At 72.2% G+C, this 23627-nt stretch carries 25 protein-coding genes; 14 read left to right on the top strand and 11 right to left on the bottom strand.

Annotation, left to right across the window (positions count from 1 at the left end; translation table 11 throughout):
• The first annotated feature begins 72 nt into the window (after positions 1 to 72).
• Positions 73 to 2091: a hypothetical protein gene (locus ACFHWE_RS10230; RefSeq protein WP_416600544.1), complete on the top strand. Its 2019-nt coding sequence runs from the start codon at positions 73 to 75 to the stop codon at positions 2089 to 2091.
• A gap of 73 nt (positions 2092 to 2164) precedes the next feature.
• Here ACFHWE_RS10230 and ACFHWE_RS10225 read toward each other — a convergent pair whose 3' ends face one another.
• Entirely contained in the window at positions 2165 to 2680 is a 516-nt protein-coding gene (locus ACFHWE_RS10225) for a TspO/MBR family protein (protein WP_416600543.1), read from the bottom strand.
• Positions 2681 to 3209: 529 nt separating this feature from the next.
• Between ACFHWE_RS10225 and ACFHWE_RS10220 the strand changes: the two genes are divergently transcribed.
• Positions 3210 to 3494 (top strand): hypothetical protein, encoded by a 285-nt coding sequence (locus ACFHWE_RS10220; RefSeq protein WP_416600542.1) that lies wholly within the window; start codon positions 3210 to 3212, stop codon positions 3492 to 3494.
• A gap of 38 nt (positions 3495 to 3532) precedes the next feature.
• Here ACFHWE_RS10220 and ACFHWE_RS10215 read toward each other — a convergent pair whose 3' ends face one another.
• The 3 genes from ACFHWE_RS10215 to ACFHWE_RS10205 form a co-directional block, all read right to left on the bottom strand.
• Positions 3533 to 4495: a zinc-binding dehydrogenase gene (locus tag ACFHWE_RS10215; RefSeq protein ID WP_416600541.1), complete on the bottom strand. Its 963-nt coding sequence runs from the start codon at positions 4493 to 4495 to the stop codon at positions 3533 to 3535.
• An 81-nt stretch (positions 4496 to 4576) separates the two neighbouring features.
• Positions 4577 to 5578 (bottom strand): hypothetical protein, encoded by a 1002-nt coding sequence (locus ACFHWE_RS10210; RefSeq protein WP_416600540.1) that lies wholly within the window; start codon positions 5576 to 5578, stop codon positions 4577 to 4579.
• Between the two features lie 332 nt (positions 5579 to 5910).
• Positions 5911 to 6687, bottom strand: coding sequence for an SDR family NAD(P)-dependent oxidoreductase (locus ACFHWE_RS10205; protein ID WP_416600538.1), 777 nt, complete (start codon positions 6685 to 6687; stop codon positions 5911 to 5913).
• A gap of 43 nt (positions 6688 to 6730) precedes the next feature.
• Between ACFHWE_RS10205 and ACFHWE_RS10200 the strand changes: the two genes are divergently transcribed.
• Entirely contained in the window at positions 6731 to 7300 is a 570-nt protein-coding gene (locus ACFHWE_RS10200; RefSeq protein ID WP_416600537.1) for a TetR/AcrR family transcriptional regulator, read from the top strand.
• Between the two features lie 27 nt (positions 7301 to 7327).
• On the opposite strand, the gene ACFHWE_RS10195 is transcribed toward ACFHWE_RS10200, so the two are convergent.
• Positions 7328 to 8194 (bottom strand): aldo/keto reductase family oxidoreductase, encoded by an 867-nt coding sequence (locus tag ACFHWE_RS10195; RefSeq protein WP_416600536.1) that lies wholly within the window; start codon positions 8192 to 8194, stop codon positions 7328 to 7330.
• 138 nt (positions 8195 to 8332) lie between these two features.
• On the opposite strand from ACFHWE_RS10195, the gene ACFHWE_RS10190 reads away from it, so the two are divergent.
• The 3 genes from ACFHWE_RS10190 to ACFHWE_RS10180 are packed head-to-tail and all read left to right on the top strand — an operon-like array spanning position 8333 to position 9564.
• Complete coding sequence (locus tag ACFHWE_RS10190; RefSeq protein WP_416600535.1) at positions 8333 to 8776, top strand: winged helix-turn-helix transcriptional regulator; 444 nt, start codon at positions 8333 to 8335, stop codon at positions 8774 to 8776.
• Between the two features lie 51 nt (positions 8777 to 8827).
• A complete protein-coding gene (locus tag ACFHWE_RS10185) occupies positions 8828 to 9097 on the top strand; it encodes a Scr1 family TA system antitoxin-like transcriptional regulator (protein ID WP_416600534.1) in 270 nt (89 codons plus the stop codon).
• 26 nt (positions 9098 to 9123) lie between these two features.
• Entirely contained in the window at positions 9124 to 9564 is a 441-nt protein-coding gene (locus tag ACFHWE_RS10180; RefSeq protein WP_416600532.1) for a DUF5753 domain-containing protein, read from the top strand.
• A 239-nt stretch (positions 9565 to 9803) separates the two neighbouring features.
• On the opposite strand, the gene tsaD is transcribed toward ACFHWE_RS10180, so the two are convergent.
• From tsaD to alr, 5 genes are read right to left on the bottom strand one after another with little or no spacing between them, the layout of a single operon-like run.
• Positions 9804 to 10838: a tRNA (adenosine(37)-N6)-threonylcarbamoyltransferase complex transferase subunit TsaD gene (tsaD, locus tag ACFHWE_RS10175; protein ID WP_416600531.1), complete on the bottom strand. Its 1035-nt coding sequence runs from the start codon at positions 10836 to 10838 to the stop codon at positions 9804 to 9806.
• Positions 10835 to 11281, bottom strand: coding sequence for a ribosomal protein S18-alanine N-acetyltransferase (gene rimI, locus ACFHWE_RS10170; RefSeq protein ID WP_416600627.1), 447 nt, complete (start codon positions 11279 to 11281; stop codon positions 10835 to 10837). Before rimI ends, tsaD begins: the two co-directional genes overlap by 4 nt.
• A 20-nt stretch (positions 11282 to 11301) precedes the next feature.
• On the bottom strand, positions 11302 to 11976 hold the full coding sequence (gene tsaB / locus ACFHWE_RS10165) for a tRNA (adenosine(37)-N6)-threonylcarbamoyltransferase complex dimerization subunit type 1 TsaB (RefSeq protein ID WP_416600529.1): 675 nt from the start codon (positions 11974 to 11976) through the stop codon (positions 11302 to 11304).
• A gap of 10 nt (positions 11977 to 11986) precedes the next feature.
• Complete coding sequence (gene tsaE, locus ACFHWE_RS10160; RefSeq protein ID WP_416600528.1) at positions 11987 to 12499, bottom strand: tRNA (adenosine(37)-N6)-threonylcarbamoyltransferase complex ATPase subunit type 1 TsaE; 513 nt, start codon at positions 12497 to 12499, stop codon at positions 11987 to 11989.
• A gap of 33 nt (positions 12500 to 12532) precedes the next feature.
• Positions 12533 to 13660 carry an alanine racemase gene (gene alr / locus ACFHWE_RS10155; RefSeq protein ID WP_416600527.1) on the bottom strand — a complete coding sequence of 376 codons (1128 nt, stop codon included), beginning with the start codon at positions 13658 to 13660 and terminating at the stop codon, positions 12533 to 12535.
• Between the two features lie 92 nt (positions 13661 to 13752).
• Here alr and ACFHWE_RS10150 point away from each other — a divergent pair, with 92 nt between their 5' ends.
• On the top strand, positions 13753 to 14277 hold the full coding sequence (locus ACFHWE_RS10150; RefSeq protein WP_416600526.1) for a DUF6069 family protein: 525 nt from the start codon (positions 13753 to 13755) through the stop codon (positions 14275 to 14277).
• 67 nt (positions 14278 to 14344) lie between these two features.
• Here ACFHWE_RS10150 and ACFHWE_RS10145 read toward each other — a convergent pair whose 3' ends face one another.
• The gene (locus tag ACFHWE_RS10145) at positions 14345 to 15535 is read right to left on the bottom strand and encodes an ROK family protein (protein WP_416600525.1); all 1191 of its coding nucleotides are present in this window, start codon (positions 15533 to 15535) and stop codon (positions 14345 to 14347) included.
• Between the two features lie 153 nt (positions 15536 to 15688).
• On the opposite strand from ACFHWE_RS10145, the gene ACFHWE_RS10140 reads away from it, so the two are divergent.
• From ACFHWE_RS10140 to ACFHWE_RS10110, 7 genes are read left to right on the top strand one after another with little or no spacing between them, the layout of a single operon-like run.
• Complete coding sequence (locus ACFHWE_RS10140; protein WP_416600625.1) at positions 15689 to 16837, top strand: Gfo/Idh/MocA family protein; 1149 nt, start codon at positions 15689 to 15691, stop codon at positions 16835 to 16837.
• Positions 16834 to 18390: a sugar ABC transporter ATP-binding protein gene (locus ACFHWE_RS10135; protein WP_416600524.1), complete on the top strand. Its 1557-nt coding sequence runs from the start codon at positions 16834 to 16836 to the stop codon at positions 18388 to 18390. Before ACFHWE_RS10140 ends, ACFHWE_RS10135 begins: the two co-directional genes overlap by 4 nt.
• Entirely contained in the window at positions 18387 to 19460 is a 1074-nt protein-coding gene (locus ACFHWE_RS10130; protein ID WP_416600523.1) for an ABC transporter permease, read from the top strand. Before ACFHWE_RS10135 ends, ACFHWE_RS10130 begins: the two co-directional genes overlap by 4 nt.
• Complete coding sequence (locus tag ACFHWE_RS10125; protein WP_416600521.1) at positions 19457 to 20497, top strand: ABC transporter permease; 1041 nt, start codon at positions 19457 to 19459, stop codon at positions 20495 to 20497. The genes ACFHWE_RS10130 and ACFHWE_RS10125 overlap by 4 nt, the downstream gene beginning before the upstream one ends.
• 6 nt (positions 20498 to 20503) lie before the next feature.
• On the top strand, positions 20504 to 21691 hold the full coding sequence (locus ACFHWE_RS10120; RefSeq protein ID WP_416600520.1) for a substrate-binding domain-containing protein: 1188 nt from the start codon (positions 20504 to 20506) through the stop codon (positions 21689 to 21691).
• Positions 21692 to 22591, top strand: a complete 900-nt coding sequence (locus tag ACFHWE_RS10115) for a sugar phosphate isomerase/epimerase family protein (protein WP_416600519.1) — start codon at positions 21692 to 21694, stop codon at positions 22589 to 22591. It begins immediately after the preceding gene.
• Between the two features lie 6 nt (positions 22592 to 22597).
• The gene (locus tag ACFHWE_RS10110; RefSeq protein WP_416600517.1) at positions 22598 to 23602 is read left to right on the top strand and encodes a sugar phosphate isomerase/epimerase family protein; all 1005 of its coding nucleotides are present in this window, start codon (positions 22598 to 22600) and stop codon (positions 23600 to 23602) included.
• The last annotated feature ends 25 nt before the right edge of the window (positions 23603 to 23627 follow it).

The following is a 23627-nucleotide window of genomic DNA, read 5'->3' as shown; positions in this document are numbered from 1 at the left end:
CCGACCGCCCGGCCCCTGAACGTCCCTCCCGGGCCGGGACGGGAGCACCGGAACCAATAAGGAGCAGCCTCGGTGGAACAGACCAACCACAACTTCCTCAACGGGGGAGGCCAGAGCGGAATCTCCGACCGCATGCGTGACCTGCTCTCCCAGGCCGCCCAGGAGCACGTCTCCGAGCAGAAGAGCCAGGGCGCGGTGAGCGAGGAGATGCGCCAGCGCCTCGAAGGCATGGAGTGGCTGCTCCGGGAGCTGCGCGAACGCGAACTCACCGCCCTGGGCGAGGCGGTCGGCGCGGTCAACGGTCGGATCGACGACTTCCTGGCCCGGCCGCCGGAGTGGGCCGAGGCCCTCGCCGAGCACATAGAGGTGCTCGGCCGCCAGGTCAAGCCCCTGGCGGACATGCCCGCCCTGCGTTCGGACACCCAGCGCGTGGCCGGGCACCTGGACACCGCCCTCACCCGCCTCCAGCACATGGCCGAGACCGGCGACCGCACCGCGGAGCGGGTGGACGGGCTCGGCGAGCGGCTCACCGCCCTGAGCGAGAACGTCCAGGAGCGCCTGGACGCGATCGACGCCGCCGTGGCCTCGATCGACGCCAGGACGGAGAAGCTGGAGACCTCCCTGGCCGCGCTCGACACCGCGCTGGGCGAGCGCCACGAGGCACTGACCGCGGACCTGGCCGAGGGCCGCACGGAGATCGCCGCGGCCCTGGAGTCGGGCCGGACCGAACTGTCCGAGGCGGTCGCCGCCGGCCGCGAGGCGGTCACCGCCGCCGTCGAGGAGGCCCGGGAGACCCTGGCCGCCGCCGACACCGAACTGCGCGAGCGGATCACCACCACGGTGTCGGAGTCCGCCGCGGAACTGCACACCCTCGTCCAGGAGCAGGGCGAGGCCGTGCTGTCCCGGCTCCAGGAGAACACCGGGCGGCTCGACGAGCGCACCTCGGACCTGGCGCGGGACCTGGAGGCGCTGTCGGAGTCCGCCGGGGAGCGGCACGAGGCCCTGGCCGCCAAGGTCACCGAGAGCACCGCCTACCTGAGCACGCAGTCCGACGAGAACCACGCGGAGGCCACGGCCGCCGTCGCGGACGTGACCGGTGCCGTCGCCAAGCTGCGCGAGTACCAGGAGTCCACCCTCACCGAGCTGCGCGCACACCTGCGCCAGCGCCTGGCGGAGCTGGACGAACAGATCGAACTGGGCCGCAGCGAGAGCCGCGAGCAGAGCGAGGCGGCCGTCGAGCGGCTGCGCGAGTCGTTCGCCGAGCGTGCGGACGCGCTGAGCGCCCGGGTCGAGCAGGACGCCGAGCGGGTCACCGCCGACCTGTCCGGGCTGCGGGCGTTCGTGGAGGAGTCCGCGGCCAGGGCCGCCGCCGAGGCGGCCGAGCGGCACCAGGGCCTGGCCGAGGAGCTGGGTGAGCGGAGCACGGAGCACCGCACCGCCCTCGACGAGCGGCTGGAGCGCCACCGCGAGGCCCTGACGGGCAAGGTGGACAACCACCTGTCGCAGATCACCGGCAAGGTCGACCACGAGCTGGGCCGGCTGACCGACCGCTTCGACACCTTCGAGGGCCACTTCGAGGGGAGTTTCGAGTCGGTCGAGGGCAAGCTGGACCGGGTCGACGGCCGGATCGACGGCCTCAACGGCCGCGTCAACGGGGTCGAGGGCCAGTTCGAGGGCGTGAGCGGGCACTTCGAGGGGGTCGACGGCCGGATGGAGGCCATCGACGACCGCTTGGAGGCGCTCAACCAGCGGCTCACCCAGCTTCCGCAGACCATGGAGGTCAAGGAGCTGCACCGGCGCCTCACCGAACTGGTGGAGCGGCCCCAGGTGGACCACAGCGGCAGGCTGGACGAGATCGACGCGCACGTCGTCTCCGCCGTGGAGCCGGTAATGCGCGAACTCCAGCAGCGCCCGGACCGCCACGAGTTCGAGGAGACCGTCACCGAGGCGGTGGAGAACTCCCACGACGACATGAGCAAGCGCCTGGCCTCCCTGGAGGAGACCATGCTGGCCCTGGCCGAGGCCCTGCTGCGGCCGGGCCGCGACGGCAAGAAGAAGCGGCGCCGCGACGACGACGAGGACGACGAGTAGGACCCGCGGGGGCATCGGACCCCCGTGCGGCGCGGGGGCGCCGGGCCCGGAGGCGGCTCGGCGCCCCCGGCGTTCACCCGGCCGTGTTGAGCGACCACACGGCGAGGTTGAGCACGAGGGCGAACGCGGTCCACGCCCAGTAGGGCAGCAGCAGCGCGCCCGCGAGCCGGGAGACCCGGAAGAACAGCACGATGGTCGCCGTGAGCACCGTCAGCAGCGCGACGATGTCCACGAGGGCCAGGCCGCGCTGCTCGGCGGCGAAGAACAGGGGCGTCCATACCGCGTTGAGCAGGAGCTGGACGGCGAACAGGGCCAAGGCCACGAGGGCGCCCGGCGTTCGGCGGCGCAGCCACACCAGCCAGCCGGAGACGGCCATCAGCGCGTAGAGCACCGTCCACACCGGGCCGAACACCCATGACGGCGGTGCCCAGGACGGCCGGTTCAGCTCCGCGTACCGGTCGGCGGTGTCGGCCACTCCCAGGACCCCGATCAGCGCCGCCGCGGTCACCGCGAGCGCGAAGACCGCCAGCGCCGCGAGCGAGGCCGGGGCGAGGGGCCCTGCGGTGTCGTCGCCTCCTGAGGTACTCATACCTCTTCGCTTCCCACGTCGCGCCGCTCTCACTCGCACCGTTCCACTCGGGGCACCGCTCGGCCCCGGGACGGACGCGCGGGCTCCGCGGAGGGGAGGGCGGGCCACCCCCGAACACCGTGTGAATTCCCCTCGAATACCTGGCGACCCCGCCGCGGGAATGCGATGAACCGCCATCGGGCACGAAAACACGTTCGCCACGAACCGGAAAACAAAATGAACCCTATGACCGATTGATCCAACAATTCCCTTTTTACGCAATCACCCTTCATACCGCTGCTGATCAGCTAAAACACAGAGTTCTCGAATTCTCCCGAAATTACTGAGCCGTAACCGCGCCATCCGCGCCGAAGATCCCCTAAAGTCTTCCCCGGAACACCGGCCAGGGCTCCCCCCGCCCGACGCCGGTGACTCCGCGTACCGGTGCGGTGACCTCTCCCCCGCGTGCCGCCGCTCCGCTCGTGTCCGCCGCCACGCGCCGCCCCGGCGCCCGCCCCCGTACCTACGTCCGGACAGGCGCATACCTTCCGTGAACCCACAGCCCTCCGCCCAGCTCGCACGCCCCTCGGAGTGCATTCCCGCAGAGGAGGCCGCGCTCGTGCGCCCCTACTACCTCCTGCACGAAGACGAACAGCGGCACGAGGCCGAACGCGCCCGTGCCGAAGCCGCCACCCGGCCGCCGCTGTCCCGCCCGTGCCGCCCCCACGGCGACCTCCTGGACCGACCGCTCGTCCCCGCACCCGGCGAGTTCGACGAACTCGCCGCCCTCATCCGCGTCTGGCAGCGCCAGCGCCGAAGGGCGACGGTCGCCTGAACCCCGTGCCCGGTCCGGTCGGACCGGGCACGGGCCCCTCACACCGTGAAGACGATCTTGCCGAACTGCTCGCCCTCCGCCATGGCCCGGAAGCCCTCCTCGGCCCGGTCCAGCGGCAGCGCCCGGTCGATGTCGGGACGGATGCCGGTGCGCACGCACATCTCGGTGAGGGCGGCCAGTTCCGGCAGGCTGCCCATGGTGGAGCCGATCACCCGCAACTGGAGGAAGAACACCCGGGTCAGCTCGGCCGGGGGCGCGTCCCCGCTGGTGGCGCCACAGGTGATGATCGCCCCGCCCGGCCGCAGGGAGCGGACCGAGTGCTTCCAGGTGGCCTGGCCGACCGAGTCGAACACCGCGTCCACCCGCTCGGGGAGGCGCTCATTGGAGGGAAGGGCCGCGTAGGCGCCCAGTTTCAGGGCGCGCTCCCGCTTGGCCGCGCTGCGGCTGGTCACGTAGACGCGGTGCCCGGCGTGCACCGCCAGGCGGATGAGGGCCACGGAGACACCACCGCCCGCCCCCTGGACCAGTACCGTCGACCCGGGGCGCAGGTCGGCCTTGCCGAAGAGCATGCTGTAGGCGGTCAGCCAGGCGGTGGGCAGGCAGGCGGCCTCCTCGAACGACAGCTCCGCCGGCTTGGGCACCAGGTTGCGCCGCGGTACCAGGACCTGTTCGGCGAACGTCCCCTGGTGCACCTCCGAGAGCAGCGACCGGCGCGGGTCCAGGGTCTCGTCCCCGAAGGAGGGGTCCCCGACGACGCCGTGCACGATGACCTCGCGGCCCTGGTCGTCCACCCCGGCGGCGTCGCAGCCGAGGATCATCGGCAGGCGCTCCTCGGGCAGGCCGGCGCCGCGCAGGCTCCACAGGTCGTGGTGGTTGAGCGAGGCCGCCCTGACGTCGACGACCGCCCAGCCCTCGCGTGGCTCGGGGGCGGGGCGTTCGCCCGCTTCCAGACCGGAGACGGGGTCGTCGGGTGCGATGCGTGCTGCGGTGATAGCGAACATACACCGCACCCAACCACGGGACCGAACCTCGTTCCAGTCCCGGGTCCCGGTTTCGCGCCGGTCCGGAAGCGGGTCACCCGATCAGGCGCACAGGTCGTCGTCGAGGTTGATCTGGTGCTTCTGAATCAGCAGGTCCGGCGTCCCGTCGAGCAGGAGGCGGTCGGCGGTCCCGTCGATGTGGAACCCGGGTGCGAAGAGCAGGCGGGAACCGTCGTCGGCGACGCGCCAATCGTCCCCGGCCGTGCGCTCGGCGGTGCGGTGGAACCCGTGGTCGAAGACCTCGAACACCGGGTGGACGCGCACGGTCCGCCGGATGGGCGTGGCCGAGAGCCACACCTCGGTGCACGGCGAGATGATCATGGCCCGAAGGCGGCTGACGTCCTGGGCGAACCCCCAGGACCAGGAGTGGTCGTGGCTGGTGGTCTTGGTGGTGCTGAAGATGTCGTCGGCCACGGTCTTGGAGACGCTGCGGCCCGTGCTGGTGGTCGCGTCGAAGGCCGTGCCGTAGGCGATGGTGAACTCGTAGTAGTCGTCGCCCGTGCCCAGGTTGCGGTGTTTGGCGGTGATCCGCCGCTGGGTCCCGGGGTGGTCCCAGGCCCCCAGCACTGGGAAGTGGCACCGGCCCCGGACGGTCTCCCAGGGGCCGTCCGGCCGGAAGTGACCCTTGCGGTCGACGTAGGCCCCCTTGGGCAGGAACTCCCCGGTCTCGTTGTTGAACGCGCCCTCGACCCGCTTGTTCGGGCCCTTGGCGCAGAGCCCGCCCATGAGGCCGCCGGTGTCGAAGCCCTCGTGGTCCTCCAGGTTGACCGCTCCGGGCAGCGGCGCCCCCTCCGTTCCCGGAGGGGCGTCGCCGACGTCCACCGAGACGGGGTGGTCGGGGAAGCCCGCGAGCCCCGGCATCTGCGCGCCCTCGGGCATCCCAGGGCGGGACGGCATCCCCGGGCGCTCCGGGGCCGGGGGCCTGGCGTCGGCGGACGCCACCGGGGCCAGGGCCGCCTGTCCGCTCCACATGAGGGCCGCGGACACGGCGACCGCCGCCGCTCTGGTGAGGAACGCTCCCCGATTGCGCTGTTGCCGTCTCATCCGACTCCTCCGCGTTATCGACCAGATCGCGCCCCGACCCCGGACGCCCGACTCGATAAGGGAATCGATGAGCGAAAAAGCGAACACAAAGTGAAAATACCGGAACCGCCGGAGGCGACAACGGTAGATTAACCGCCGGACCGGGGGAAACGTCCGCGACGCGCCCACCGGAACAGCGGCGGAGTTCTCGGTGAACACTCGCTTTCACCCCGAAGTCGACACATCCGATTTCACGGTATCGACAGCTTTACGATGGATAGCAGAGATCAAATTCCGAATCAGGGGAAATGCCGCTCCACCGGCACCGGTCCGGTTCGGCGGCCCGCGCCCGTTCAGGAGTCCCGCGTGATCCGGGCGGCCCTACGGGGGGCGAGACGGTGCAGCAGGCGGAAGACGCGGGCCTTCCCGATATCGATGTCCTGCGCGCCGCGTTCGAGCGCGCGCACGGTGCGCCGGGCGGCCTCGCCGACGGGCATGGTGCCCTGGGCCCGCCCCTCCGTCATCGGGGTGGCCACGAGCGGGAGCGTCACCACGGCCGAGCGCATCCCCGGCGCTTCGCGCCGCAACTGGTACCGCAGGGAGAGCGCGAACGCGGTCAGCCCGGCCTTGGCCGCGCAGTAGGCGGGGGCGCTCTGCTTGGGGGCGAACCCGAGGGTGCTCGTGACGAACGCGACGGTCCCACCCCGCCGCTCCAGCAGGGGCAGCACCTCGACCGTGAACGCGAGGGGCGCGGCCAGGTCCGCGTCGAGTTCGCGCTCCACGAGCCCCCGGGTCCGCTCCAGATCACCCCCCAGCAGAGGGACGGGGGTCTGGACCGCCGCGTTCTGCACCACGGTGTCCAGTCCACCGAACCGGTCGCGGACGGCGGCGAGCACGGCCTGACGGTCCCCGGGCACCGTCAGGTCGGCCCGCACGGCGTGGAGTCCGTCCCGCTCGGCCTGTGCCAGGCGCCGCCCGTCGCGGCCGACCACGATGACCCGGGCGCCGCGTGCGGCGAACTCACCGGCGAGCGCTCGGCCGTATCCGCTCGTCCCGCCCGTCACGAGGACGCGGGCGCCTCGCGTCCCGGTTCCGCCGCCACGAGTTTCTGTAGCATTCGCTTCACTCATGGCTCCACCATGCCATAAATGTTGCGGTCGCTACAATGGGTCCGTGTCCCGACCACGCGATGAACAGCGCCGTGAAGCCCTCCTCGCGGGGGCTTTCGACTACGCCGCCGAGCACGGCGTCGCCAACCTGTCGCTGCGCCCGCTCGCCCGCGCGCTCGGCACGAGCGACCGCATGCTGGTGCACTACTTCGGCACCAAGGGCGCGCTGGTCTCACGCATGCTCCGCGTGAGCCGGCCCGACCTGGACGCGCTGTTCACCGCGGCCCGGGACGGCTCCCCCTACGACCTCGCGTGCGGCCTGTGGGAGCAGATGGTCGACGACGGCGCCCAGGCCCCGCGGGTCCGCCTGATGCTGGAGGTCATGGCACTGGCCGTACACCAGCCGCAGACCTACGGTCCGATCGCCGCCGAAGCCCACCGCGAGTGGATCGGCCCGGTCGCCGCCGCGCTCGCCCGGGAGCTGGCCCTGCCCGAGGACGAGGCCGCCGCGCGCGCCACCGTGCTCGTCTCCGGGCTGAAGGGACTGGCCCTCGACCACTTCGTGACGGGCGAGCACAAGCGGGTGGACGCGGCGGCCCGAACGCTCATCGGGTCCACGACCCGGCCGTCCTGAGCACCGCCGCGCCCCCGTGCGGCTACCTCACCCCCGGCCGATCGCGTCGAGTTCGGCCAGGTCCTCGCCGGAGAGCCGGAGCCCCGCGCCGGCGGCGTTCTCACGCAGGTGCGCCACCGACGAGGTTCCGGCGATGAGCAGGATGTTCGGCGACCGCTGGAGCAACCAGGCCAGGGCGACCGACATCGGTGTCGCCTCCAGCCGGGCGGCCACGTCGGAGAGCGCCTCGGACTGCAAGGGGGTGAACCCGCCGAGCGGGAAGAAGGGCACGTAGGCGATGCCCTGTTCAGCCAGTTCGTCGATCAGCCCGTCGTCCTGGCGTTGGGCGAGGTTGTACATGTTCTGCACGCACACGATCGGCGCGATCGAGCGCGCCTGGGCCACCTGCTCCGCCGTCGCGTTGCTCACCCCGAGGTGCCGGATCAGCCCCTCCTCCCGGAGGCCGACGAGTACTTCGAGGGGCTTGGCGAGCGAGCCGGGCTGCGGCCCCTGGGCGTCACCCAGCCGGAGGTTGACGAGATCGAGCGCTTCCAGACCCAGGTCTTCGAGGTTCTCGTGGACGGCGCGGCGCAGGTCCTCGGGGTCACGGGCCGGGGGCCAGCCGCCCTGCTCGTCGCGTTCGGCCCCGACCTTGGTCGCCACGTGCAGCGCCTCGGGGTAGGGGTGCAGCGCCTCACGGATGAGCCGGTTGGTCACGCGCGGACCGTAGACGCCGGCGGTGTCGATGTGGGTGATCCCGAGGTCCCAGACCTCGCGGAGGACGGCGAGCGCGGCGTCGCGGTCGGCCGGCGGACCCATGACCCCGGGTCCGGCGAGCTGCATGGCGCCGTAGCCGAACCGGGAGACGGACAGGTCGCCCAGGGTCCAGGTACCGCCGGGCAGGGAGGAGGACATGCTCGTACCTCTGTCTTCGATGGTGTGCTGTTCGGAGGCCTTGCGGCTTCGCGAACCAGCCTGGTGTAATGACTCTCCAAAAGGAAGTAGGCACCTGAAAGTGCGTAGGGCACCTTGGGGTCGGTGGAGGAGCGAGCGATGGCGACGACGGCGGCCCAGCGGCGGGCACAGGACAAGACGGAGTACGACGCCTTCTTCGCGGCGTGTCCGAGCCGCGAACTGCTCGACCGGATCTCCGGCAAGTGGGTCGCGCTGGTCCTGGCCGCCCTCGGCGGCGACGGCCCGCAGCAGCCCGGCGGCGTCTGCACCGGGGAGCCCCGGCCGATGCGCTATTCGGAGCTGTCGCGTGCGCTGGCGGGTGTCAGCCAGAAGATGCTCACCCAGACGCTGCGCTCACTCGAACGCGACGGGCTCGTCAGCCGCACGGTGGTGGCCACCGTGCCCGTCACGGTCACCTACGAGCTGACCGGCCTCGGTGTCTCGTTGCACCACATGGTGCGTGGCCTGAAGGCCTGGGCCGAGACCCACATGGACGACGTGATCGCCCACCGCGCGAGCTACGACGCCGAACCGGCGGAGTAGACCGGACGGTGGCGAGTCCTGGAGGGTCAGGACCGGGGGTGCAGTCGCGCCATGCGGTGTTCTCGAAGGGGTGGGGGACCCGCGCACATCGGCCTCCTGCTGGACGTCTACGGCGTCACCGACCAAAGGCGTCGAGAAGCCCTGTTCGAGTTGACCCGCCAGTCCCGTATCAAGGGTTGGTGGACCCGATACAGCGACTTCGCGGGGGCGTACATCGGGTTCGAGGCAGAAGCGTCGTCCATCGCGACATACCAGGTCGGTGCCATTCCCGGACTGCTCCAGGCCCCGGACTACGCGGCCGTGTCAGCACGGGCCGTCTGACGCCACCCGATGGCATCGAGCGGGTCGTGGATGCGCGACAGCGCCGACAGCGCATCCTTGAACTCGAAGACCCGCCTCGGTTGTGGACGATCATCGACGAAGCCGCTCTCGCCCGTCCGGCGAACGCCGCCGATCCCGACGTGATGCGTGGCCAGATACGCCACCTGGTGGCCATGACCAAACGCCCGAACATCACCATGCAGGTGCTCCCGTTCACAACCGGTCTGCATGCTGGGACCGGTGGTCCGTTCGTTCTGCCGGACTTTCCCAACCCTGTGGACCGGCCCCTCGTGTACCTGGAGACACGACACGATGAGCTGTATCTGGAGGACCCGGAACAGATCGCGGACTACCGCGATGTCCTGGACCACCTCCAGGGCACGGCCCCGTCCCCGGCAGAGTCCGTGCAGCACTTGACCCGACTCAGTCAACTTGACCCGGCCCTAAAGGACCGGGCTTGGAGGTAGCGCCCAACCGGCTGCTGGGTAGGCTCCTCCGTCCAGACACCCCTATGGGGTGGCAGGGGCGCCTGATGCGCACGAGGAAAGGGGGCCCGGTGTCACACCGGGACCCCTTTTCGGGTACCTCATCCGGCGCGGAGCCCTATCGGTCGGGCGTGTGATCGAGGTTCGTCCCACGGCGAAGGTCGGCATCGAATCTCGCCTCGGGGAGAACCTCGACCACACCAGCGGCGCCCACCAGCCCCTCAGCCGGCCAAGGGCGAGCCCACCGGCAGGGAGGTGTCCGTGGCCAGGTCCAGGGACGACGGCGGCAGCCCGGCCGCCACGACCTCCGCACCCAGCGCGGCGATCATCGCACCGTTGTCGGTACACAGTCGCGGTCGCGGCACGCGCAGCTCGACCCCCGCCTTCTCGCAGCGCTCCTGGGCCAGGGCGCGCAGCGCCGAGTTGGCCGCCACGCCGCCGCTGATCACGAGCGTGCCCACACCGTGGTCCACACAGGCGTCCACGGCCTTGCGGGTGAGCACGTCCACCACCGACTCCTGGAAGGCGGCGGCGATGTCGGCGACCACCAGCTTCCCCCCGGCCCGGTCGGTGTCCTCCACGTGACGGGCCACGGCCGTCTTCAGGCCGGAGAAGGAGAAGTCGTAGGTGCCATCGCCCCACTTGCCGCGCGGGAAGCGCAGACCGCCCGGGTCGCCCTCGCGCGCGGCCTTATCGATCGGCGGCCCTCCCGGGTAGGGCAGCTCCAGCAGCCGCGCCACCTTGTCGTAGGCCTCTCCCGCCGCGTCGTCGACGGTGTCGCCGAGCGAGACCACGTCGGTGGCCAGGTCGTTGACGAGCAGGAGTGAGGTGTGCCCGCCCGAGACCAGCAATGCGATGGCGGGCTTGGGCAGCGGCCCGTGCTCCAGTTGGTCCACCGCCACGTGCCCCACCAGGTGGTTGACCCCGTACAGCGGCTTGCCCAGCGCCATCGCGTAGGCCTTGGCCGCGGACACGCCCACCAGCAGCGCCCCCGCCAGGCCGGGACCGGCGGTGACCGCGATCGCGTCCACGTCGTCCATCGTCACACCCGCGCCGTCCAGGGCGCGCCGCACGGTCGGGACCATCGCCTCCAAGTGCGCCCGGCTGGCCACCTCCGGGACCACGCCGCCGAAGCGCGCGTGCTGGTCGACGCTGGAGGCCACCTCGTCGCCGAGCAGTTCACAGCCGCGTACCAGGCCCACACCGGTCTCGTCGCACGACGTCTCGATCCCCAGGATCAACGGCTGCCCACTCATCGGTCCCCCTCCCCGCCCGTTCCGGGCCGGGCCGTGCGCCGCATGACCACGGCGTCAACCCCCTTGTAGTATCCGCGCCGCACCCCGATCGCCTCGAAGCCGAACGCCTCGTAGAGCTTGCGGGCGCGCGGGTTGTCGTCGCGCACCTCCAGGAAGACGTCGGTGACGCCTCCCGCGGCGGCCCGCTCCAGGAGTTCGGTGAGCAGGGTGCGGCCGATGCCGCGCCCCCACACCGGCTCGGCCACGGCCATGGTCTGCACGTCGCCCTCCGGCGGGACCGAGCGCAGCCCCGCGTAGCCGACGACCGCCCCGCCGGACTCAGCGACCACGTAGGAGCGGGTGGGCTGGGCGAGTTCGTCGCGGAGCATGGCCTCGCTCCAGGCGTCGTCGGGGAACAGCGCGCGCTCCAGGTCCATGACGGCGGGCACGTCGGCGGTGGCCATGGCGCGCAGGCGCACGTCGGTCACTTCACCCACTGGCGCACCTTCTTCGGGGCCCCGGGCGCCACGGCGTCGGGCCGGCGCAGGTAGAGCGGCAGGGGCTCGGGCAGCGCCAGGCCGCGGTCCAGGCGCAGCATCGCCAGTTCGGCCATGGCGGAGGCGTCCGGGTAGAGCGGCTGCGGGGCGGCGCCGGAGCCGAGCACCCCGGCGTACATCTCGGCGCCGTGGCCGACCAGCGGCAGGCCGCCGGTGTCGATGTCGGCGGGCCGGTCGACGCGCACCTCGCCGACCCGGGTGAGGCGGTCGTCGTAGCGGGCCCAGAACACCTCCTTGCGGCGGGCGTCGGTCAGGGCGGCGAAGGGCTCCCCGCGGCCGGTGGCGAAGGCGAGCGCGTCCAGGGTGGTGACCCCGTGGCAGGGGATGCCCAGGGCGTCGGCGAGGGCGTGGGCCGTGGCCAGCCCCACCCGCAGGCCCGTGTAGGGGCCGGGGCCGATGCCCACGGCGATCCCGTCGAGGTCGCCGAAGTCCGCCCCCGCCTCCTTCATCAGGCGGGCGACGGTGGGGCTGAGGAGTTCGCCGTGGCGCCGGGCGTCCACGGACGAGGCGCTCGCACGCGAGGTGTAGGTGCCGTCGTCGGAGCGCTCGCCGACGGCGGCGGTGACCGCCGGGGTGGCGGTGTCGAAGGCCAGGAAGAGCACGGGCGGCCGCCTATCCGCGCCCGGCGCCGCCGCCGGGCATCTCGGTTCCGGCCCACCGGCCGCCGACGGGGCGCAGCCGGACGGTGCGGGTGTCGTCGGGGTGGCGTTCGATGGCGATCTCCAACCGGTCCTCGCTCAGCCCCTCGGCGACGCCCTCGCCCCACTCCACGACCGTCACCGAGTCGGCGAGGGTCATGTCGAGGTCGATGTCGTCGATCTCGTCGGCGCCGCCGAGCCGGTAGGCGTCCACGTGCACGAGGTCGGGGCCTCCCGTCAGGGAGGGGTGGATGCGGGAGATGACGAAGGTCGGCGAGGTCACGGACCCACGGACGCCCAGGCCCTCGCCGAGCCCCTGGGTGAACGTCGTCTTGCCCGCGCCGAGGGGGCCGGACAGGAGGATCACGTCCCCGGGGCGGGTGAGGGCGGCCACGCCGCGCCCCAGGGCGCGCATCGCGCCGTCGGTGGCGGCCCGGACCGCGTGGACGGGGGGTGTCCCGGCGGTGGTGGCTGTTACGTCTGTCATGCGTCTCGCAGTAGGTCGGTCGTGGCGGCGTGCTCAGGAGCCGCCGGTGTACTCGCGGGGGACCCGGACGCCCACCCGCGTGACGATCTCGTAGGGGATGGTCTCCAGCACCCGCGCCCAGTCCTGGGCCGTGGGGGTGTCCGGATCGCCGGTGGGGTCGCCGAAGAGTACCGCGTACTCGCCCGCCTCCACCGGGTCATCGCCGATATCGACAACGAACTGGTCCATGCAGACTGTTCCCGCGATGACGCGGGGGCGGCCCCCGAGGAGTACGGGGCCCTGGTTGGTGGCGTGGCGCGGGACGCCGTCGGCGTACCCGAGCGGCACGAGGGCGAGGGTGGTGTCCCGGTCGGTGACGTAGCGGTGCCCGTAGGAGACGCCGCTGCCGGGGCCGACGCGCTTGGTGAGCGCGATCCTCGATCGGAGGGTCATCGCCGGCCTCAGGCCCGGGACCTCCAGGTCGGGGACGGGGTTGAGACCGTAGGCCGCGATACCGGCGCGCACGAGGTCGAAGCGCGCTTCGGGGAGGGTGAGCAGCGCGGCGGAGTTGGCGATGTGGCGGACCTCGGGGGCCAGTCCGCACTTGTCGGCCGTCTCCAGGGCCTCGCGGAACTGGGACAGTTGCGAGGCGATGGAGGGGTGCCCGGGTTCGTCCGCGCAGGCGAAGTGCGACCACACCCCGCTGACGCGCAGGTGTCCGGCCTCTTCGGCCCGCGCTGCCGCCTCCACCAGGGAGGGCCACACGGCGGGGCCGATACCGCCCCGGTTGAGGCCGGTGTCGATCTTGAGCTGGACGCGGGCGCTGCGCCCCAGGCTCCGCGCGGCGTCGACGACGCCGTCCAGGACGGCCCGGTCGCTGACACCGAGGTCGACGTCGGCGGCGATCGCCTCTCGGAGGGGTTCGCCCGGCGGGATGATCCAGGCGAGCAGGGGTGCGGTGATCCCGGCACCGCGCAGGGCGAGGGCCTCGTGGATGAACGCCGTCCCCAGCCAGGCGGCACCTCCGGCGAGGAGGGCGCGGGCGGCCGGGAGCATGCCGTGGCCGTAGCCGTCCGCCTTGACCACACCCATGAGGGGGGTCCCGCCCGCGCGCTCACGCAGGAGGCGGGCGTTGTCGGCGATCGCGTCCAGATCGACGCGCGCGTGCGCGAAGTGAGCCATGATCCCAGTGTTCCACGTGTTGGTTACCGCTGTGGAGCTGCGGGTATGTGTGCTTTGACCGAGTTCGGCGCCGTTTCTGGGGGGATCGGGGCATGGGCGAATTCGAGCATGAACGTCCGGTCAACGCGGTACGGCTGTGGTCCGGGGGACTGGCCACCGCGGTGGTGGCGGCCCTGGTCGTCCTGGCCGGAACCGTGGTCGCACGGGGTGTTCTGGGGATACCGGTGCTCGCACCGGAGGAGGCCGGATACCTGGGCGACACCGGAACCGCGGTCTACGCCTTCACGGCGGCCGCGGCCGCTCTGCTGGCCACCGCTCTGCTGCACCTGCTTCTGATCACGGCGCCACGGCCCCGGGCGTTCTTCGGGTGGATGATCGGGCTGATCACGGCCGTCGCTGTGGTCACACCGTTCACACAGGCCGCAGGAGCGGCCGCCCAGTTCGCCACGGCCTTCATCAACCTCACCGCCGGGGTGGCGATCGCGACGCTGTTGAGCGGCGTGGCCGCGACCGCCGTGGTGCGGTCCGCACCGCGCCCGAAGCCGGTGTTACGGCACGAGGGCATCCTTCCGGACGTGGAACGTCCGGAGTACCGCGAGGATCCGCGGAGGATCTGATCCTGATCCCCGCGCGGCGGCCGGGCCTCCCGGCCGCCGCGGCGTGTGTGCGGGGTCCGGGTGCCACTCAGGCACCGCTGACGAGCATGTCGACGTTCTCGGGGCTCAGGCAGTGGTCGATCACCATGACGGCGGCCCCGATGACGCCCGCGCTCTCCCCCGCTGTGGAGGAGACGATGCTCAGTTGCTCGGTGGCCAGGGGCAGCGACCGCTGGTAGATGACCTCGCGGACACCGGCCAGCAGGTGGTCGCCCGCGGTCGCGAGGACGCCGCCGACGACGATCACCGACGGGTTGAACATGTTCACCGAGGCCGCGAGCACCTCGCCCACGTCGCGGCCCGCCTGCCGCAGGACGCGCAGCGCCGGAACCGAGCCCCTGCGCGAGAGCTCCACGACGTCGCGCGCCCCGTGCACCGCAACGCCCTCGGCACGCAGCGTCTCGGCCAGGGCAGCCCCGCTGGCCACGGCCTCCAGGCACCCGGTGTTCCCGCAGCGGCAGGGCCTGTCCCCGCTCCCCGGCAGGTGGATGTGGCCCATGTCCCCGGCCGCCCCCTGGGCTCCCCGGTACACGTTCCCCTCGCTGACGATCCCGCAGCCGATGCCGGTCGCGACCTTGACGAACATGAGGTGGCTCGCCGCGGGCCAGGCCACGCGGTGCTCACCGATCGCCATGATGTTGACGTCGTTGTCCACCAGGACGGGCACCGGCAGACCGCGCCTGACGTGTCCGGGCACGTCGAAGTCGTCCCAGCCGGGCATGATCGGCGGGTTGACCGCCCGCCCCGTGGAGTGCTGGACCGGCCCGGGCAGTCCGATGCCGAGGCCGAGCAGCTCCTCCTCACCGCGCCCTGCGGCCTCCAGCAGGGACCGGCCGTTGTCGATCACCCAGTCCAGGACGGGTCCGGGTCCGAGCGCGATGTCGAGGTCGGCGCACTCCTGCGCCAGGACGACCCCCGTCATGTCGGTGAGGGCGAGCCGCGCATGCGTGGCGCCCAGGTCGGCACCGAGGACCACCCGCGCGTCCGGGCGGAACGAGAAGGTCGTCGGCGGGCGCCCGCCGGTGGACACGGCCTCGCCGGCGGGTCCGATGAGCCCGCTCGCGAGCAGCGCGTCCACACGCTGGGTGACGGTGGAGCGCGCCAAACCGGTGACTGTGGCCAGTTCGGAGCGGGTCCGGGGACGGCCGTCGCGCAGCAGCCGGAGCAGGGTCCCGGCGCCCGGAGCGGCGGCCGGTGCACGGGTGCGCAGTTCCGTCATGGCTTCGCTCCCGCTTCGGTCGGCGCTTCTTCCGTCATGTGGGCCAGTCAAGCACAGGATCTATCGTCCGGTCACTCAGCGTCTAATGCTCTTTGATTCAGCAACTTATGCTTGACTATCGACATAAGTCCATCGTACGGTTCTCGCATGCCAGTGAGCAAGGTCACATCAGCGGAAGCGGGACCCGTCCCCGGACCTCCCGCACCGACCCCCTACCGTGCGGCCGTCATCGGCACCGGCTTCATGGGACGCGTCCACTCCCACGCCATCCGCGCCTCCGGCGGGCAGGTCGTCGGGGTCGCCGGCTCCTCCCGGGCCAAAGCCGAACGGTTCCGCCTCGACCACGGCATCCCGCACGCCCACGGCGACGCCCTCGAACTCATCCGACGCACCGACGTCGACGTGGTGCACGTGTGCACCCCCAACCACCTGCACGCCCCCCTGAGCATGGCCGCCCTCTCCGCGGGCAAGCACGTCGTCTGCGAGAAACCGCTGACCACCGACACCGGGACCGCACGCGACCTCGTCCGCGCCGCGGGCGAAGCGGACCGCGTCTGCGTCGTCCCCTTCGTCTACCGGTTCCACCCCATGGCCCGCGAAGCCCGCGCCCTGGTCGCGGCCGGCTCCATCGGCCGCGTCAGCCTCGCCCACGGCGGCTACTTCCAGGACTGGCTGCTCGACCCCCGCGAGGACAACTGGCGTGTCGACGCCGGGCTCGGCGGCCCCACCCGCGCCTTCGGCGACATCGGCTCCCACTGGTGCGACCTGCTGGAGTTCGTCACCGGAGACCGGATCACCGCCGTGAGCGCCCAGACCTCCCGCATCTGCGACACGCGGGGGAGCGAGAGGCGCCCGGTCACCACCGAGGACCTGGTCTCCTTCCAGTTCGCCACCGCGGGCGGCGCGATCGGCGGCGCCGTCGTCAGCCAGGTCTCCCCGGGCCGCAAGAACCGCCTCGTGCTGGAGGTGTCCGGAACCGAGGGCTCGCTCGTCTTCGACCAGGAGCGCCCCGAGACGCTCTGGCGGGGCGGACGGGAGCGCACCACCATCGTCTCCCGCGACGACCCCGGGCTCAGCGCCGACGCCGCCCGCCTGGTCACCGTCCCCGTCGGCCACCCGCAGGGCTACCAGGACTGCTTCAACGCCCTGGTCACCGACACCGGAGCGGCCGTCGCCGGGCGGGCCCCCGAGGGCCTGCCCCGGTTCACCGACGGGCTGCGGGCCGCGGTCCTCGCAGAGGCGGTCCTGGCCTCGGCCCGCGAACACCGCTGGATCGACGTCGCGGAGGTGAGCGGGCCATGACCGCCCGGCCCCTGCTGCGCATGCGCGGCATCACGAAGTCGTTCCTGGGTGTGCGCGTCCTGCACGGCGTCGACCTGGACCTGCACCCCGGCGAGGTGCACGCCCTGGTCGGCGAGAACGGCGCGGGCAAGTCCACCCTGATGAAGGTGCTGGCCGGGGTGCACCGCCCCGACGGCGGCACCGTGGAACTCGCGGGCGAACAGGTCTCCTTCGAGCACCCCCTCCAAGCCCAGAGGGCCGGTGTGGCCACGGTCTTCCAGGAGTTCAACCTGCTTCCCGAGCGCACCGTCGCCGAGAACGTGTTCCTGGGCCGGGAGATCCGCCGCCGCGGGCTGGTCGACGGACGCGCCATGGACAGGGCCACCGCGGCGCTCCTCTCCGACCTCGGCCTGTCGGGCATCTCCCCCGCGTCGAAGGTGCGCTCGCTCTCGGTCGCCGAGCAGCAGATCGTGGAGATCGTCAAGGCGCTCTCCCTCGACGCGCGCGTCATCTCGATGGACGAGCCCACCGCCGCCCTGGCCGAACACGAGGTAGAGGCCCTCTACCGGATCGTCCACCGCCTGTGCGAACGGGGGGTCGCCGTCCTCTACGTCTCCCACCGGTTGAAGGAGATCTTCGACCTGTCCACGACGGTCACCGTCCTCAAGGACGGTCACCTGGCGGACACCGTCGCGACCGGGGACACCCGCCCCGCCGACATCGTGCGCACGATGGTGGGCCGCCCCGTCTCCTCGGTCTTCCCCCAGCACCTGGAACCCCGCGGCGAGCACTCGGGGAGGGTCCGGCTGTCGGTCACCGGCGGCGGCAACACCCGGCTCGACGGGATCGGCCTGGAGGTGCGCGGCGGGGAGATCCTGGGGCTGGCCGGGCTCCAGGGCAGCGGCCGCACCGAGGTCGCGCACGCCCTCTTCGGTATCGACCGCTTCACCCGCGGCGACGTCCACGTGGACGGGGACCGCGTGAACCCGCGCTCGCCCCGGCAGGCCGTGCGCGCGGGGATCGCACTCGTCACGGAGGACCGCAAGGCCCAGGGGCTGGCCCTGCACCAGTCGGTCCTGGCCAACGGCCGCCTGGTCCTCGACGCGGTCCTGCCCGCCGGTGCGCGCCGCCGGGCCCGGCGACTGCCCGGTCTGCTGTCCTCCCTCGAACTCGTCTCCCACGGCGGCCACGCCCAGGAGGTCCGGTACCTGTCGGGCGGCAACCAGCAGAAGGTCGTCCTGGCCAAGTGGCTGGCCACCGAACCGGGCGTCATGGTGCTCGACGAGCCCACCCGGGGAATCGACGTGGGCGCCAAACAGGCCGTCTACCGGCTGATGCGCGAACTGGCCGCGGACGGCGTGGCGATCGTCCTGGTCTCTTCCGAGCTGCCCGAGCTGATCGGGATGGCCGACCGGTTGCTCGTGCTCGAAGACGGCCGGGTGGCGGGGGAGCTGCCCGGCGGATCGAGTGAGGAGGCCGTCATGGCGATGGCCACCGGCACGGCGCACGAACCCCCCACCGACACGGCGCCGGACGTTTCCCGGCCGCACCCGCAGGAAGAGGCCGCCCCGTGACCCGACCCCCTGACTCCCCCGCTCCCCTGCGCGCGGCCTCACGCCTGGGCACCACGGGGCTGGTCTACCTGGCCCTCGTCCTTCTCCTCGCGGTCAGCGCCGCCCTCCTCGCCACCCGGGGCGCGAACCTGTTCACCGCTTCCAACACTGTCGACCTCCTCACCCGCAGCAGCCTGCTCGGCTTCCTCGCCATCGGCCAGACACTCGTCATCCTGTGCCGGTCCCTGGACCTGTCGGTGGGCTACGTCGCGGCACTGTCCACCATCGTCGGGGCGACCGCCATGGCCGGAGAGCCCTCCCGCATCCTGCTCGGTATCGGCGCGGCGCTCGGGGTATCGGCGCTCATCGGCCTCGCCAACGGGCTGGTCGTCACCCGGCTGCGGGTCAACCCCTTCATCGCCACCCTCGGTATGGGACTCGTCATCAAGGGCTACCTGGACACGAACTTCCAGGGCCCGGCCGGGTCGGTGCCCGACGCGTTCCAGGTCTTCGGCCACGCCCGGATCGGCGTGCTACCGGTCTCCACCCTGGTCATGGTCGCCCTCGCGGTGGCCGCCGTGGTGTTCCTGCGCCGCACCCGAACCGGGTACCACATGTACGCGGTGGGCGGCGACGCGGAGGTCGCCCGGCTCTCCGGGGTCAGGGCCGACCGCACGATCGTCACAGCGCACGTGCTCTGCTCGGTCACCGCCGGGGCGGCGGGCCTGCTCCTGGCGGCGCGGTTCGGCACCGGTAGCGCGCTCGTCTACGGCAACGGCTACGAGCTGGAGGCCATCGCCGCCGTCGTTCTGGGCGGAACCTACCTGCTGGGCGGTCGCGGCGGCGTCGGCGGAACGGTCGCCGGCGTGTTCGTCCTGGCCACACTCGACACGGTGTTCAACATCCTGGCCGTCGACCCCTTCGTCAAGGACGTCCTGCGGGGGGCCGTGCTCGTCAGCGCGGTGGCGGTCTACGCCCGCTCACGCCACTCCCGCACCGCCGTGCGGACCCGCTTCCCCTCCGGCGGCCCGCCGAGACCGTCGGCCGATCCCGCCCCTCCCGCCCGCACACCCCTGGGAGAGAGCCGATGACCGCCTCGGACCCGTTCCGCTCGTTGGCCGCGCTCACCCGCGGCGGCACCGCCACCACGGCCCTGCTGCTGGTCCTGATCTTCGTCGTCATCGCCGTCCAGAACCCGTTCTTCCTCCAGGGGCCGCCCCTGATGGGCTTCGCGAAGCAGGCGGCGCCCCTGGTGGTCCTGGCGATCGGCCAGTACATGGTGATCGCCTCCGGGGAGTTCGACCTCTCGGTCGGCTCGCTCGTGGGTGCGCAGGTGGTGATCGCCGCCCGGCTCATCGACGGGGACGAGGCCGCCACCGTGCCGGTTCTCGCCCTCCTCGTGGTGTTCGGCCTGGTGGTCGGGCTGGTCAACGGACTGGTCACCACCGTGCTCAAGGTGCCCTCGATCATCACCACGCTCGGCACCATGCTGGTCCTCTACGGAGCGGTCCACTACTGGACCGGTGGTGCGCCCACCGGTGCCCTGTCGGAGGCGTTCCGCGTTCCCGGACGCGGGGGGATCGACGGCATCCCCTACCTCGGCCAGCTCCCCTGGGCCGTTCTCATCGCCGCGGCGGCGGCCGTCGCCGCGGTGCTCCTCATGCGCTCGCCCTTCGGCCGCTCTCTCATGGCGACCGGTGACAACGACACGGCCGCCGCGTTCTCCGGGGTGCGAGTCCAGCGCGTGCGCACGCTGGCCTTCGTCGGCTCCTCTCTCATGGCCACCCTGGCGGCCGTCCTCATCGGCGGGTTCGCCGGTGTGACCGCGCAGGTCGGCGAGGGGCTGGAGTTCACCGCGATCACCGCCGTCGTCCTCGGCGGGGTCGTACTCGGCGGCGGCCGGGGCACCGTCGTCGCCGCCTGCCTCGGCGCTCTCACCATCGAGGCACTGTTCACCCTGTTCAACCAGCTCTATCTGCCCTCCACCCTCCAACCGACGGTGCAGGGGCTCATCATCATCGCCGCGGTGGCCTACGCCTCGCTGCGCGGTGAACCACGACGGCCGGAGCGCCCGCGACGGCTGCCGGACCATCAGACCGGGCAGCGACCCGGAACTTCCAGGAGGTAACCCCCCATGCGTATCCCCCGTGCAGTGTTCGCCGGCGCGGCCGGCGCGGTCCTCGCCCTGACCGCGTGTTCGGCAGAGGGCCCGGGCGGCTCGGACACGGACCTGACCCCGGACCCCGATTGGTTCGACCAGGCCGAGTTCGACGCCCAGCTCGCCCAGCGCGACATCGAGCCGGAGGGCCCCGCCGACCAGCCCTGGCTCCAGGCGATCGACCCCGAGTGGACCGACACCTCCGGGTTCGCAATCGACGCCCCCGAGGACGCCACCGTGTGCTTCTCCAACGCGTCGGTCTCCAACCCCTGGCGGGTCACCGGCTTCATCACCATGGAGCAGCAGGTGGAGGCGCTCCAGGCGGAGGGCCGCATCGGCGAGTTCCGCGTCTCCGACGCCGCCGACGACGACAACCAACAGATCTCCGACATCCAGGCGTTCGTGGACTCAGGCGACTGCGACACGATCATCATCTCCCCCTCGACCACCGCCACCCTCACCCCCGCGGTGGAGACCGCCTGTGAGAGCGGCGTGCCCGTGATCGTCTTCGACCGGGGCGTCAACACCGACTGCATGGCCACCTTCATCCACCCGATCGGCGGCTACGCCTACGGCGCGGACGCCGCCGAGTTCCTCGTGGAGAACCTGGAGCCCGGTTCGACCGTCCTGGCGCTGCGCATCCTGCCCGGTGTCGACGTGCTCGAACACCGCTGGGCGGCGGCACAGACGATCTTCGGCGAGAGCGAACTGGACGTGCTCGGCTACGAGTTCACCGAGGGCGACGGGGCACAGATCAAGGACCTGGTGTCCCAGCACCTCCAGCGGGGAGAGGTCGACGGCATCTGGATGGACGCCGGGGACGGCTCCGTGGCCGCGCTGGAGGCGTTCGAGGACGCGGGGCGGCCCTACCCGGTGATCTCCGGTGAGGACGAGCTGAGCTTCATGCGCACGTGGGACGAGGAGGGCCTGACCGCCATCGCCCCGGTGTACTCCAACTTCCAGTGGCGCACCCCGGTCCTGGCCGCCGCCATGGTCCTGGCCGGGGAGGAGGTCCCCTCCGAGTGGGTGCTTCCCCAGGAGCCCATCCGCCAAGACGAGCTCCAGGAGTATCTGGACCGCAACGCTGACATGCCGTCCCTGCACTACGCCAAGTTCGGCGGCGAGGACCTGCCCGGGTTCCCCGAAGCCTGGATGGACCGCTAGATGCGTGCGCTGGGGGTGAACACCTGGGTGTGGACGTCACCGGTCACCGACGCCGGTGTGGAGCACATCGCGCCGCGCACCGCGGAGTGGGGGTTCGACGTCCTGGAACTGCCCGTGGAGGAGGTCGGGGACTGGAGCCCCCGGCGCACCCGCACACTGCTGGACGGCCTCGGCCTGTCGGCGAGTGTCGTCCTGGTCATGGGACCCGGCCGGGAGCTGGTGGCCACGGACCCGGGAACCCGCACGGCCACGCAGGACTACCTGCGGCGGGTGGTGGACGCGGCGGCGGAGGTCGGCTCCCCCGTCGTCGCGGGCCCCGCCTACGCCTCGGTCGGCCGGACCTGGCGCATGGCGCCCGGCGAGCGGGCGGGGCTGCGCGCCGAACTGGCCGAGGCGCTCGCCCCCGTGGTGGAGCACGCAGCGTCGGCGGGCGTCGCCGTCGCGGTGGAACCGCTGAACCGGTATGAGACCAGTGTGCTCAACACGGTGGACCAGGCCCTGGACGCCCTCGCGGACCTGCCGGAGGAGCACTGCGGGCTCGCCCTGGACGTGTACCACCTCAACATCGAGGAACGCGGCCTGGCGGAGGCCGTGGAACGCGCCGCCGGTCGGATCAAGCACGTGCAGGTGTGCGCCAACGACCGGGGCGCCCCCGGCGCTGACCACCTGGACTGGCCCGGTCTGCTCTCCGCCCTCGACCGGTCCGGCTACGAGGGTCCGCTCGTCATCGAGTCGTTCACGGCGGACAACGCCGCCATCGCCACGGCCGCCTCGGTCTGGCGGCCGCTCGCGGAGAGCCAGGACGCGATCGCGGTCGACGGCCTGGCGTTCCTCCGCTCCCTGTCCTCCGAGACCGCCCGTCCGGCCCTCGGCTCCCGTTCACCGTCACCACGGAGGTAGTGAGACATGCCGCGCCCCGTCACGCTCTTCACCGGCCAGTGGGCCGACCTGCCCTTCGAGGAGGTGTGCTCCCTGGCCTCCTCCTGGGGCTACGACGGCCTGGAGATCGCCTGCTGGGGCGACCACCTCGACGTCGTACGCGCCGCCGAGGACGACGACTACGTGCGCGATCGGCTAGACGTCCTGGAACGGTACGGGCTCGGCGTCTGGGCGATCTCCAACCACCTGCTCGGTCAGGCGGTCTGCGACGACCCCATCGACCAGCGCCACCGGGACATCCTGCCCCCCCGGGTGTGGGGCGACGGCGACCCCGAGGGCGTGCGCCGCCGCGCCGCGGAGGAGATGCGCACCACCGCCCGGGCCGCCGCCCGGCTGGGGGTGTCCACCGTGGCGGGCTTCACCGGGTCGGCGATCTGGAAGTACGTGGCGATGTTCCCTCCGGTCGGCCCGGAGGTCGTCGAGGCCGGGTACCGGGACTTCGCCGACCGGTGGAACCCGATCCTGGACGTGTTCGACGAGGTGGGCGTGCGGTTCGCGCACGAGGTACATCCCTCGGAGATCGCCTACGACTACTGGAGCACCCAGCGGGCGCTGGAGGCGGTGGGGCACCGGCCCGCGTTCGGGCTCAACTGGGACCCCAGCCACATGGTGTGGCAGGGCATCGACCCGGCGGGGTTCCTGTGGGACTTCCGCGACCGGATCTACCACGTGGACTGCAAGGACACGCGTATGCGCGCCTCCGACGGGCGCAGCGGGCGGCTGGGCTCCCACCTGCCGTGGGGCGACCCCCGGCGGGGCTGGGACTTCGTGTCGACCGGGCGCGGAGACGTGCCCTGGGAGGACTGCTTCCGCACCCTCAACGCCATCGGCTACGACGGGCCGATCTCCGTGGAGTGGGAGGACGCTGGGATGGACCGGCTCGCCGGGGCCGCCGAGGCAGTGGACTTCGTACGGTCACACGCGTTCGACCCGCCGCGCGCGTCCTTTGACTCGGCCTTCGGGTCAGCCTGAACCCGGCCGGGGCGGCAGCCGTTGC

The sequence above is a fragment of the Nocardiopsis sp. LOL_012 genome (assembly GCF_048060475.1).
GTDB lineage: Bacteria > Actinomycetota > Actinomycetes > Streptosporangiales > Streptosporangiaceae > Nocardiopsis.
This window is presented reverse-complemented; position numbering and strand designations above follow the sequence as displayed.